This is a genomic window from Acidobacteriota bacterium, assembly GCA_009838525.1.
In the GTDB taxonomy this organism is placed as follows: Bacteria; Acidobacteriota; Vicinamibacteria; order Vicinamibacterales; family UBA8438; genus VXRJ01.
Genome location: VXRJ01000018.1, coordinates 324,174 through 336,673, shown reverse-complemented (window position 1 = coordinate 336,673; position 12,500 = coordinate 324,174). Strand labels below are relative to the sequence as shown.

Genomic DNA, 12,500 nt, shown 5'->3' with positions numbered 1-12,500 from the left:
GACCTCCCCGGCCTGTCCCGGGCAGCCCCGGAACACGATGCCGACCGCGGCTCGGTGCGAACGCGGATCACTGCCGGCCGATGGCCGACCGGCCCTGGCGCAGCACGTACTTCTGTATCTTCCCGGTCGCCGTCTTCGGCAACTGATCGGTAAACGTCACGTGGCGCGGCACCTTGAAGTGCGCCATCTCGTCGCGGGCCCAGGCGATGAGCTCTTCCCCGGTGACCGCTGCGTCAACAGCGGGAACGACGAAGGCATGCGGAGTCTCACCCCACTGGGGATCCGGCACGCCGACGACGGCGACCTCCAGCACCGCCGGGTGGCGCATCAGGACGCCTTCCACCTCGACGGAGGAAATGTTCTCGCCGCCGCTGATGATGACGTCCTTGAAGCGGTCGCGGATCTCGACGTACCCGTCAGGATGGACCACCGCGGCGTCGCCGCTGTGGAACCAGCCGTCGCGCATCGCGGTGGCGGTGGCCTCCGGGTCGTCGTAGTAGCCCGCCATCACCACGTTGCCGCGGACGATGATCTCCCCGAGCGTCGCCGCGTCGGGCGGAACGTCGTTGCCATCGTCGTCCACCACCCGCAGCTCGCCGGACGTGATCAGCTCCACCCCCTGGCGGGCCTTTATCGTGGCGCGTGCCTCGAGCGGCAGCTCCGCGTGTTCCGGGCGTGGTTCGCAGACCGTAATGAGCGGCGCCGTCTCCGTGAGCCCGTAGACATGCTGCAACGTCCATCCCAGCTCGCCCTCGATCCGCTGAATGGTCGCCGCGGCCGGCGGGGCGCCGGCGGTCAGGACGCGCACCCCCTCGGGGGCTGCCGACCGCACGTCGGGAGGCGCGTTCGCCAGCATGATCAACACAGTTGGCGCCGCGCAGAGATGCGTCACCGATTCATCACGCATCAAGCCGAACGCCTTCACCGGATCGACGGCCCGGAGGCAGACGTGCGTGCCGCCGGCCGCGGTGACGACCCAGGTGAACGTCCATCCGTTCGCATGGAACATCGGAAGCGTCCACAGGTACCGGGCCCCAACCGTCATCGGCCAGTGAATGAGCGAGCCGACTGCGTTCATGTACGCGTTGCGGTGGGTGATCATCACCCCCTTGGGACGCGACGTCGTGCCGCTGGTGTAGTTGATCGTCAGCAGGTCGCGTTCGTCGATCGCGGGCGACTCGAAGTCCGGCGCCTCCGAGTCGATGAGCGCCGCGTAGTCGAGCCATCCCTCCTGCGGCCCCTCGAGCGCGACGCAATGCTCCACCGCCGGGCAATCCGGCCGGATGCCGTTGACCGCCTCGACGTGCTCGGCGGCCGCGCATACCACCTTCGCACCACTGTGTCGGATGATGTACGCGATTTCCTCCGGCGTGAGGCGGAAGTTGATCGGGACCAGCACCCCGCCAAGCTGAGGCACGGCATAGAACGACTCGAGCTGCGCGTGCGTGTTCGGCGAGATATAGGCGACCCTGTCGCCCTTGCCGACGTCGAGGCGTTGCAACGCAGCGGACCACCGGTCGCAGCGGTCGAAGAGGTCAGCGTAGGTCAGCCGCAGCGCTCCGTCGACGACCGCTTCCCGGCCAGCGTACAAACCGAGGGCGCGACGCTTGAACTCCAGCGGCGTCAGTGGCGTTTCCACGGCTGATCGGCGGAAGCGGACCGCGCCGGCGCGCGCCGACGCGCCTACTTCAGATGGGAGTAGTCGGTCGCGCTCATGTAGTAGACGACCGGTCGCTGAATCGGCACGTTGTACTTCGCGAGCAGCGCGTCCCACGCCGGATCGTCACGGAACTTGGCCCACACGTCCTGGCGGTGCTCCCAGTCGCGATACGCCAGCATCCAGACTAGCGTGTCCGGCTTCTGGAGATCCTGCCAAACCGCGACCACTTCCGCGCCGTGCTTTTCGAAAATAGCGACTTCCTCTTCGCGGAAACGCTGGTGAAGCTCGTCGATGCCCCCCTCGAAGTCGCCCTGACCGACCCGCGAATGGTCGACGGTGTACATGCGCAACTCGAAGCAGCGGGCTCCGTCGCCGACGTTGTTGGAATACTCCGACGGCAACTGGCCCTTCGGGCCGCACGGCCCCTCGAATCCCTGGGCGCTGGCCAGACCGACGAAACCGAAGCTGATGATGACGGCAAGCATGAACGTACGCATCACTGAACCTCCTTCGTCGCCACGCGGCGACAGGCTGTCTCCAACCGGCAGGGCATTGTATGGCAGCCCGCCGAGGTTAGTCACGGGTCGGCGCGACAGCAGCGGAATCGCGCGCGCTGACCCGGTTCCAGTACACCGAGGTCTGGACCTCACGCCCCTCGGCATCGGTCGACACAGGCGGCTGGAGGACAAGCTGGCCGTCGCGAAAGGCAAAGGCGCGGCGCGCGTCGGTGCCCACCTGGTCCGGATCGAGGTGACCGGCGCGGTGATGCACGACGACGTCCTCGCCCGGCTCCAGGCTGAACGGACCGAAGTAGCTCGCGTAGGTCTCCATCGCCGCTTCTGCCTCCGCGGCCGTCGGGCGCGGCCCTTCGTAGCGGCGGCGATCGGGGCGCATCAATTGCACCGCCATCTGGCCGGAGGGCATGTACGCCAAGTAGCCGTCGGCGTACTGGTTGGCCGACAGGTCACCACCATCGAGCGACTGCCGCTCCAAGCGGTCGATCGCCCAGAACCCATGGAACGGCTCCGCTGCCGCCCCCGACTCCTGCGACGGAGCCACGCGGTCCCAGAAGTGGCGCAGTTGAATGCCCGTCGTGCCGTAGGCGCAGCCGTTACGCGCGACGTAGGAGTCGGGACACCGCAGGCCGGGAGTCAGAACCAGTTGCCCGCCCGAGAATTCGTAGAACGACTCCAGTTCGGTGCCGGTCAGGCGCGGGTTCACGCTGCCGGCGATCCGGTACCTGACGTAGCCCTCGGCCTCGCGCACTTCATAAGCGCCGAAGTACGCCTCGTACCCTTCGAGGGCGGCCTGGATATCCTCCGCCGATCGATCCACGCGCTGCACGATCCGCCCGAACCGGTCGCCGTCGTACATCAGGTAGCCGAGCACGTCGGCCAAGCCAATCGTCGGGTGCATCAGGTCGGAGAGGGGCTCGCCGCGCTGGTCGTAGCGTTCGGTGCGCACGAGACGCCAGGTCCCTGCGAACTGCTCGCGTGGGTCTACCGCCTCCGCGGCCGCGTCGGCGTCGGCAACCGCGCCGGAATCCGCCGCGCCGCAACCGGCCACAACGAACGCGGCAACCACGAGGATGGTGCACGCCCCGCCGCGCCAGCATGCAAACGCCATCGTCATCCTTCCGGAGGCGGCTGGCAGACGAAGCTGTCAGCGTCGTTGGCGTCGCCGGTTCCGGTGTAGCGCGCCACCTCGGGATACGAACAGACCGGGCGCGTCATCAGCACGTTGCCGTCTCGGTCGACGCGCTGCCCCACCAGCCGCGCCGGCGCCGTCCCCGCTTCCACCCACTCCACGAGATCCGGCAGCGGGTCGATGTGCGTGATCCCGCGACCGCCCGCGCAATGGAACATCCCCGGCACCATGAACAGACGATAGACGTCCTTCGCGCCGGGCGTGGTAGCCAGCACGTCCTCGTAGTAGTTGACCGCCATCATCGGATTGAGGGCGGTGTCCGACCAGCCGTGATAGGTGATCATCCTGCCGCCGGCGGCACTGAATCGCGACAGGTCAGGGTCGGTCGCATCGAGGATCCCCCGGATGGCGTCCATGCGATAGGGATCTTCGTCGAAGTCGAACTGATCGAGCGACCAGTCGGGATCATCCCGGGTGAACGCCATGTACCGCATGAACGTGACGCCGAACGTCTCCAGCAGCGGCGTGTTGCTCGATGGATCGACGAACCAGCGTCCCCAGCCGCTGACGCGCGCGGCGGGAGAGCCGAGCGGATCCCCCAGTTCCGCTCCGAGCGGCTGGCCCGGAAAGTACGGCTCTCCGCGGCTGACCACGCCGCCGTAGATCTTCGCCAGAGTCTGGCGCTGCCCCGCCGTCAGGCAGTCGTCACGGTCGGCGCCGTCGCATGCCGGGTAGTCGACCGCGGGATCGAAATCGCACTGGCGCGGATCGTCGATCAGACCATCCTCCAGGCCGTCGACGGCATCGCAGCGGGCATAGATCGCCTCGCCGACGCTGGCGATCTGCTCCAGGCTGAGCGGGTGCTCCCGCATCGCCCGCGAGAACCAGATGCCTCCGATCTGCGTGTTGGTGAAGTCGAGGACCGGCGCGCCGGCCGCGATGCCGTCGAAGTCCTCCGGGAAACGCTGGGCCGACATCAGTCCCTGGCGGCCACCGGTCGAGCACCCGAGCCAGTAGTTGTAGTCGGCGGGGCGGCCATAGTACTCGGCGATTAACTCCTTGACTTCGACCGCCGTCAGGTGGACCGCCCGGTAGGCATAGTCGATCTCGCCATCGCGGTTGTTGTACGCGAACGTGGCAAGCGGAAAGCGGGCCGCGTCGTGGCCGGTGTCGGTGGAAGCGGTCACGTAACCCTCGTCGCGCAGCGGGTCGTCACGGCCCTTCACCGGCTGTTGCCCCGCGTAGCCGCCCCCTCCGCGCATGACGAAGCGGCCGTTCCAGTCGGTCGGCAGGCTCGCCGCGAACCGGATGTTCGGGCGGATCATCGCGTCGACCCAGCAATACTCGGCCGGTGTACCAGCGTTGATCAGCTCGGCGTTCATGACAGTGACGTCGAAGTCGGTGCGGGAAAGAAACGTGCGGCACCCGCCCGGTTCCGAAGCTGATCCCCCGCTGTCCGCGGCAGGGAGCGCGCTCTGGCAGCCGAGGCCGACGGCGGCGAAAACGACGGCTAGCAGCCCGGCACAACGGCGCATACGGCAGTATGGCACAGGGGTTGTCATCCCTCCCGGACCATTCCCGCCGATGCGAGCAGACGCCGCGGCAGCCGCTGCAGATCGTCGAGGATCAGGTAGGCGATCGGTACCAGCAGCAGCGTGACGAACGTGGCGAACATCACGCCGAAGGCCAGCGAAACCGCCATCGGAATGAAGAAGGCGGCCTGCAGGCTGCGGTCCAACATCATGGGGACCAGGCCGGCGAAGGTAGTCAGCGAGGTGAGCAGGATGGGACGGAAACGGTGGCTGCCGGCGCGCCGGATAGCCTGTTCCAATCCGCTGGCGGCGGGTTGACCTACTGGTGTGGAGCGCTCGGCCGGATCGGCCCCGTCACGGGGTTTCCGCTCCCGGTTGATGAAGTCGACCATGACCAGACTGTCATTGACGACCACGCCGGTCAGGGCGACGAACCCGAAGAACGACATGGCCGTGACGTCGATCCCCATCACCAGGTGCCCCCAGAACGCCCCGACGATACCGAACGGAATCGCTCCCATGATGATGAACGGCTGCACGTAGGAACGCAGCGGGATCGCAAGCAGGGCGAAGATCAGGATAACGCTCCGGACGAAACCCGTTCGCAGGGCCTCCACCGACTCCTCCTGTGCCGCCTGGGCTCCCCGGAAGCTGTAGAAGACGTCCGGAAAGCCCGTCAGTATCTCCGGGAGGATTCGCTCCTCCAGGTCGGCGATCACGTCCGACGCCGACGAGACTTGCGGGTCGACCGACGCGGTCACGTTCACTGAGCGGTTTCGATCGACCCGCCGGATGGACGCGAAGCCTCGTCCCGACTCCGCCCGCGCGACCAGACCGAATGGCACTTCCCCGCCGTCCGGGGTCCGGATGCGCAGGTTCTCCAGATCGCCGACGGATCGCCGCTCATCACGGGGATAGCGCACCATGACGCGTATGTCCTCCCGCCCGCGCTGGATCCGCTGCACCTCCTCGCCGTAGAACGCCTGACGGACCTGGTTGCCCAGGTCCTGCAGCGTAAGCCCGAGGATCTCCGCCGGCGGGCGGATGTCCAACCGCATCTCCTCCTTTCCGGTACGTAGTGAATCGGAGATCGCATAGACGCCGCCATACGTGCGCAGGCGCTCCTTGATGCGGTCGGCCGCGGCGCGCAGTTGCTCCAGATCGGGTCCGGACAGTTGCACGTCCAGGTCCTCGCCCGGGTCCAGAAGCGATGTGTCGAGCTCGATCGCCACCGCCTCGGGAACCGGACCGGTCTCCTCCCGCCACATCGCGCCGAGTTGCTCGCTGGAGTACGTTCGCAACTCCGCCGGCGCCAGCTCGATGGTGACCTCGCCCAGGTGGGCGTCCGCGCCATCCGACAGGCCGATGTCTCCCAGCCGTCCGCCCGTCGACTGCGAGGGTTGCTCACCAATGACCGTCGCCACGTGCCTGAAGTAGTCCGTGCCGGTCTCTTCCTGCAACCTGGCGCGAAGTCGCGCGGCGCCGGACTCGAACCTCCCGATGGCCTCCGACGTCACTTCCGCCGGCGTGCCGAGTGGCATCGTGACGGCAGTGCTCATGAACTCGTTCTCGATCGACGGAAAGAAACGGAAACTGGTCCAGCCGCCCAGGGCGACGCCAACCGTCAACAGCAGGCCGGAAAGGCCGACGGCGGCGGTGACATAGCGCCACCGGAGGGCTTGTTCCAGGACCGGTTCATAGCCCCTCTGAACGAACCACGTCAGCCCCCCGGAAAGGCGCCGCTGGAAACGGCTCCACGGACCTGGTCGGCCCGTCCGGCGGATGTGCGCCAGATGAGCCGGCAGGATGCCGAGCGATTCGATCAGCGAGAAGAGCAGGCAGGGAATCACGACGAGCGGAATGATGCGGAAGATCTTCCCGAACGCGCCCGGTACGAACATCAGGGGCAGGAAAGCCGCCGCCGTCGTCAGGACGGCGTAGATCACGGGTTTCCCGATCTCCTGCGCGCCAGCCACGGCGCCCCGCAGGCCATCTACGTGTCCCTCCTGGTGACGGTGGATGTTCTCGCCCACCATGATCGCGTCATCGACCAGCACTCCGAGCACCAGGATGAACGCGAAACACGTCACCATGTTGATGGTCATGTCCAGGTTCGGCATGACGGCGATCGCGCCGAGGAACGAGATTGGTATCCCGAAACTGACCCAGAATGCGAGACGCATTCGGAGGAACAGGCTCAACACCACGAATACGAGCACGAACCCCATGGCGCCGTTGTTCAGCATGATCGCCAATCGGTCCGACAGGGCTTGCGATTCGTCCTGCCAGACGGTCAAGGTGATCCCCTCCGGCAACCAGAGCCTGGCCCGCTCGGCGTAGTCGCGCACCGCCACCGCGACGTCGAGAGCGCTTTCCTCCCCGGCCCGGTAAACCGAGACGGTAACGGCCGTGACTTCGTCGAAACGGGCCTGTTCATCGGTTTCCGCGAAGCCGTCGACCACCGTTGCCACGTCTCTCAGAAACAGCCGGCTCCCGTCGGGCCGGGTCCAGAACACGAGGTCTTCGAACTCCGCGCCGCGGTACGCCTGCCCGACCGTGCGCAGCAGGATTTCGCCGCGGTCGGGGTGCAGCGAGCCGCCTGGCACATCCAGGGACGAGCGCCGGACGGCGTTCGCGACCTGGTCGAACGTGATCTGGTGCCGGCGCAGGGCTGCCTCCGACACCTCGATGGAGATCTCGTAGTTGGGCACGCTGCCGATCTCGACCTGGCTGACGTCCGGCATGGCAACCAGTCCATCGCGTACCCGCTCGGCGACCGCCTTCAGCGCGGCAAGGTCCGTGTCGCCGGAGACGGCGATGTCCATGACCTTGCTCCGGGTGACCAACTCGCGGATGATCGGCCTCTCGGTTTCGACGGGGAACGTCGAGATCTCCTGGACGTTGTTGGTTACTTCATGGAACACCTGCTGCTGGTTTGCGCCCAGCTCGAGCTCCACGATTATCGAGGCGCCGCCCTCGGACGCCGTAGACACGATCTCCTTGATGCCGTCGATGTTCTGAATGGACTCTTCGATCCGGACGACGACGCCGGACTCGACTTCCTCGGGCGCCGCCCCCAGGTAGGGCACACGGATGCTGATCCGGTCGAGTTCCACCTCGGGAAAGACCTCCACCGTGATCGTCCTGGCGGCCATCAGGCCACTCACGATGATCAGGACCATCAGGAGATTGGCGGCGACCGGGTTGCCCGCAAGCCACAAGACCGCGCGGTTCACGTTGATGTTCCTCGTCGAATGATCCGGACCTGTCTCTTGACGCGACTTGTAATGATATGGTGGCCGGGCGCAGGGATCGGCGTGCTAGACCCCGGCCGACTAGTGAGAGTCACGCGGTCCAGTACAGGAAGAAGCCATGCCAGAAGAACCGTACGACACGAATCAGACCGACCCGCCCGCTTGGCGCGGCTATCTGCAGTTGGCGTTGGTCCTCGGCGCGATCGTGATGGCCCTGCTCTTTGCGCGGGCGCCCGATCGCGTCGAGCGGGGCCCGGTCTCCGACCTCACGGCTGAGAGCGTCCGGCCCACGGTCCCGGTAATTCGCCCGGAGTCGACGGATCAGGCGCTGACCGTCGAGTTGACCGCCACCGTGGGTCTCGAAGACACGGTGAACGTGGCGTCCGAGGTCGCCGGCCGCGTTGCCTGGGTCTCGCCGAATTTCGCCAATGGCGGGTCGCTCTCCGCGGACGAGACGTTCATCCGCGTCGATCCGGCCGAGTTCGAGCTGCAGGTGGAGGCAGCGGAAATGGCCGTCCGCGAGGCCGATGCGCAACTGGCGGCCGAAAAGGCCCGGGGCGGGGACGGCGCCCGGGCCTTCGCGCTGGAGGAGGCCGAGGCGCGGCTCCTGAGGGCGGAGGCCGATCTCAAGCTGGCGGAGCTGCATCTCGCGCGCACGAACATTTCCTACCCGTACGCCAGCCGGGTGATCAACGCGGATGTCGCGGTCGGCGAGCTGGTGGGGCCGGCGGAGGAGGTCGGCGGCGCTGCGTCTCGTCTGGGCGCCGTCTATCGGCTCGGTGCGCTGCAGGTGGACGCGCCGATCGAGCCGCGGGATCTGGAATACCTGGATCCGGTGATCGGCCGCACGGCGCGCGTCGTCGGAGAGATGGGGACGTGGCGAGCACGGGTGGTGCGCGTCTCCTCGGTGATCGCTCCGAAGACCCGCCTGGCCTCGGTGTTCCTGAAGTTCGCAGAGGATGAGCCCATGGACTCGCTGCCGGCGCCCGGCACGTTCGTGGAGATCGACCTGGAGGGACCGGCCTACGACGACGTATACGTGCTTCCGGAATCCGTGCTGCAGGAGCGTGACAGCGTCTGGGTGGTCCGGAACGGCCTGCTGAGCGCATTCACCCCGACAACCCTCGGACGGACGGCTGCCGGCTGGATCGTGCAGGCGTTCGATGCCGGCGACGGCGTGGTCGTCGGCGCGCTGCCCGCAGCCCGCGAAGGGCTGGAGGTCGAGGTGCGGGACGCCGCGTCGCCGGTGAACTGAGGAGTCCTGAACATGACCTCCACCGACACCGACAGGGCTGCGCAGCCGGCCGAAGCGCGGAAGGGGCTGATCGCCTACTTCGCGGGGAATCCGGTCGCCGCCAATCTGCTCATGCTGGTTCTCATCGCCGGCGGGGTCGCGTCCGGCTGTCAGCTCGCGGTTCAGAACTTCCCGGAAATCGATCTGCGAATGGTGCACGTGACGGTGCTGTCGCCCGGGTCATCGCCGCAGGAAGTGGAGCAGGACATCAACCGCCGCGTCGAGGAGAGCGTGATCGGTCTCGCGGGCGTCGAGCGGGTGGTGGCCACCGCCACCGAGGGCGTGGGTCGGATCAACATCGAGATGGCGACCTTCGCGGATGCCGGTTCGGTCCTGAACGACGTGCGGAACGCGGTGGATGCCATCGAGAACTTCCCGCCGCTGAACGCGGAACAGCCGGAGATCAGGCTGGCGCAGCTCTCCATCGAAGCGATGACGCTGGCCGTCTCGTCTTCGGTTGTCGGCGAGAACGAGCTGCGGCTGGCGGCCGAGAACGTGCGCGACGAGCTGCTGGGGTTGCCGTCGGTCTCGCTCGTGACGCTCCGGGGCACGCGGGACCGGGAGATAGCGATCGAACTCAGCGAGGAAGAGCTCCGCCGGAACGACCTGTCCATCGCCGACGTATCCGCCGCGGTGCAGCGCGCCTCCCTCAACCTCACGTTCGGGGAGCTGCGCACCGAGTCGGGCGGGGTGGTGCTGCACACCGTGGCCAAGCGCAGCATCGGCGAGGAGTTCGAGGACATTCCGCTCATCACGCGGTTGAACGGGACCATCGTGAAGCTCGGCGACGTGGCGGAGATTCGTGACGGGTTCGTCGAGGACGACGTCGTCTCGGAGGTCAACGGCACGCCGGCCGTGTTCATTCGCGTCGACGCCACGGAGCGGCAGTCGATCGTCGACATGGGCGACGACATCCGAAGCTGGCTCGCGGACTACGAACCTCCACAGGACGTCGCGATCGGCGTCTGGAACGACCGGGCGCAGCCGGCCATCGACCGGATGTCGGCGGTCGCGAGGAACGGGCTGGCCGGCGCGATACTGGTCTTTCTGCTTCTCGTGCTCGTGTTCGACCTGCGCGCCGCGACGTGGATGGCGATCGGCATTCCGTTCTCGTTCGTCGGCGCCCTGACGTTCTTCGCTCCGGCGAACCTGACGTTGAACATCGGAACGCTGCTCGGCTTCTTCCTGATGATCGGTCTGGTCGTGGACGATGCGCTGGTTGTCGGCGAGAGTATCGCTACCGAACGCGACCGCGGCAAGCGTGGGGCGGAGGCCGCCACGTCGGGCGCGAAGGCCGTGGTGGGGCCCATAACCATCGGCGCGTGCACGACGATCCTCGCGTTCGTGCCGTTCCTCTTCGTCACCGCGTCCCTCACCCAGTTCGTGAACGTCTTTCCGTACGTCGCGTTCTTCGTGCTCACCGTGTCGCTGGTCGAGGCGTTCTTCATTCTGCCTGCCCATCTCTCGCACGACGGAAACTGGAGCCTGGGACCGCTGCGGGCCCTGCAGGTTCGCGTGTGCGCCTGGCTGGACCAACTCCGGGAGCGCACCGTGGCGCCAGCGGTGGCGTGGTCCGTGCGGAACGTCTGGCCGATGCTCGCGGGCGGCGCCGTGCTTGTGCTGTTCTCGCTGTTGCTGCTGGGCTCCGAGGTGGTTCGGATCATCCTCTTCGACGAGGAAATGAACATTCCGGAGAACGTCCAGGTGGACTTGCGTCTCCCGGCCGGCACGCCGTTCGGCACCACCCTCGCCGCCGCGGAGCAGGTTGCGGCCGCCGCGCACGCGATGAACGAGCAACTCCCCGGAGAATCGATCTCCGGGGTCAGCATCCTCGCCGGCAACGTCGTCTCGTCGCGAACGGGCACGGAAGAACCGAACGGCAGCCATCTCGCCGGGGTGCGGATCCACCTCAACGGGCGGCCGGCCCGGCAAGTCTCGCCGGCAGAGATCGAACGCGTCTGGCGGGAGAACATCGGGGAGTTGTCACATCTGGAAACGATGGAGTTCCAGAGAACGAGCGTGCGACCCCGACCGAGCGTCGCGTACGCGCTGAAGCACGACGACGCGGAAGTGCTGCGTGCGGCGGCCGGCGAATTGCGGTCCTATCTCGGGACGATGCCGGGCATCTACGAGATCGCCGACAGCCTGTCGCTCGGAAAGCGGCACCTCGAGATCGAGCTGACCCCGGCCGGAGAAGCGGCGGGCTTGACGCCGACCGCCATCGGGGCGGCGCTGCGCGCGAAATTCCACGGCGTGGAGGTGCAGCGGATTCAACGCGGTCATGAAGAGCTCCAGGTCGTGGTGCGCTACCCGCGGGAGCGGCGGCGCAATCTGCGTGAGCTGGCCAATGAACGCGTCCGTCGGGTCGGCGGCGGCGAAGTGCCGTTGTCGGTGGTGGCGGATCTGAGCGAGAGCCGCGAGCAGGCGACGCTGATGCGTATCGACGGCAACCAGGCCGCGACGGTGGAAGCCCGAGCCGACGCGGCGATTGTCACTCCCCTGCAGGCGCGGAGGCAGGTCGAGCGGGAGATCATCCCGGAGCTGCTCGCGGAACACCCCGACCTGACGATAGAGCCTGCCGGCGGCGTGCGGGACGAGCGGGCCATGCTGGAAACCCTCGGCTTTCTGGTTCCCGTCGTGCTGATCGCCATGTACGCCCTCATGGCGGCGTTTCTGCGGAGCTATTGGAAACCGCTGGTCGCCGTGGCCGGGTTCCCGATATCGTTCGCCGGCGCGGTGCTGGCGCACTGGGTGCTTGGATGGGATCTGACCGCCATGTCGCTGCTCGGTCTGATCGCGGTCTTCGGCGTGATCGTCAACGATGCGCTGGTGCTGCTGGACCGCTACAACACCCTTCGCCGTGAGAACGCAATGCTGCCGGCCATCGCGGCGGCGGCGGCGGCAGCGCGGCACCGCTTCCGGGCGGTGTTCCTGACGAGCGCGACCACCATCCTGGGGCTGTCTCCCCTGCTCTACGAGCGCAGCGACGACCTGGTCTTCGTCGTGCCGTTCGTCGTCAGCATGGTGGGTGGCCTGGTGCTGTCCGGCGCGTTCATTCTCTTCCTTCTGCCGACGCTGGTGATGATCGCCGAGGGCGGCTCGGAGTAGTACGT

The 12,500-nt window shown here is 67.1% G+C and carries 7 protein-coding genes; 2 read left to right on the top strand and 5 right to left on the bottom strand.

Features of this window, described 5'->3' with window-relative positions:
* Positions 1-67 precede the first annotated feature (67 nt).
* From F4Y45_07395 to F4Y45_07375, 5 genes are read right to left on the bottom strand one after another with little or no spacing between them, the layout of a single operon-like run.
* Entirely contained in the window at positions 68-1,639 is a 1,572-nt protein-coding gene (locus F4Y45_07395) for a long-chain-fatty-acid--CoA ligase (protein MXY24331.1), read from the bottom strand.
* Between the two features lie 44 nt (positions 1,640-1,683).
* Entirely contained in the window at positions 1,684-2,322 is a 639-nt protein-coding gene (locus F4Y45_07390) for a hypothetical protein (GenBank protein ID MXY24330.1), read from the bottom strand.
* Positions 2,234-3,292 carry a lipocalin-like domain-containing protein gene (locus F4Y45_07385; protein ID MXY24329.1) on the bottom strand — a complete coding sequence of 353 codons (1,059 nt, stop codon included), beginning with the start codon at positions 3,290-3,292 and terminating at the stop codon, positions 2,234-2,236. Before F4Y45_07385 ends, F4Y45_07390 begins: the two co-directional genes overlap by 89 nt.
* Positions 3,289-4,869 (bottom strand): tannase/feruloyl esterase family alpha/beta hydrolase, encoded by a 1,581-nt coding sequence (locus F4Y45_07380; GenBank protein MXY24328.1) that lies wholly within the window; start codon positions 4,867-4,869, stop codon positions 3,289-3,291. Before F4Y45_07380 ends, F4Y45_07385 begins: the two co-directional genes overlap by 4 nt.
* On the bottom strand, positions 4,866-8,075 hold the full coding sequence (locus F4Y45_07375; protein ID MXY24327.1) for an efflux RND transporter permease subunit: 3,210 nt from the start codon (positions 8,073-8,075) through the stop codon (positions 4,866-4,868). The genes F4Y45_07380 and F4Y45_07375 overlap by 4 nt, the downstream gene beginning before the upstream one ends.
* Positions 8,076-8,211: 136 nt before the next feature.
* Between F4Y45_07375 and F4Y45_07370 the strand changes: the two genes are divergently transcribed.
* Together F4Y45_07370 and F4Y45_07365 are read left to right on the top strand one after the other, a co-directional pair.
* Entirely contained in the window at positions 8,212-9,348 is a 1,137-nt protein-coding gene (locus F4Y45_07370; protein ID MXY24326.1) for a hypothetical protein, read from the top strand.
* A 12-nt stretch (positions 9,349-9,360) separates the two neighbouring features.
* Positions 9,361-12,495: an efflux RND transporter permease subunit gene (locus F4Y45_07365; GenBank protein MXY24325.1), complete on the top strand. Its 3,135-nt coding sequence runs from the start codon at positions 9,361-9,363 to the stop codon at positions 12,493-12,495.
* Positions 12,496-12,500 lie beyond the last annotated feature (5 nt).

Bases quoted from the DNA above. Each gene is read 5' to 3' on its own strand.
- F4Y45_07390 (MXY24330.1), bottom strand. From the start codon at position 2,322: ATGCCGAGGGGCGTGAGGTCCAGACCTCGGTGTACTGGAACCGGGTCA.
- F4Y45_07385 (MXY24329.1), bottom strand. From the start codon at position 3,292: ATGACGATGGCGTTTGCATGCTGGCGCGGCGGGGCGTGCACCATCCTC.
- F4Y45_07380 (MXY24328.1), bottom strand. From the start codon at position 4,869: ATGACAACCCCTGTGCCATACTGCCGTATGCGCCGTTGTGCCGGGCTG.
- F4Y45_07370 (MXY24326.1), top strand. From the start codon at position 8,212: ATGCCAGAAGAACCGTACGACACGAATCAGACCGACCCGCCCGCTTGG.
- F4Y45_07365 (MXY24325.1), top strand. From the start codon at position 9,361: ATGACCTCCACCGACACCGACAGGGCTGCGCAGCCGGCCGAAGCGCGG.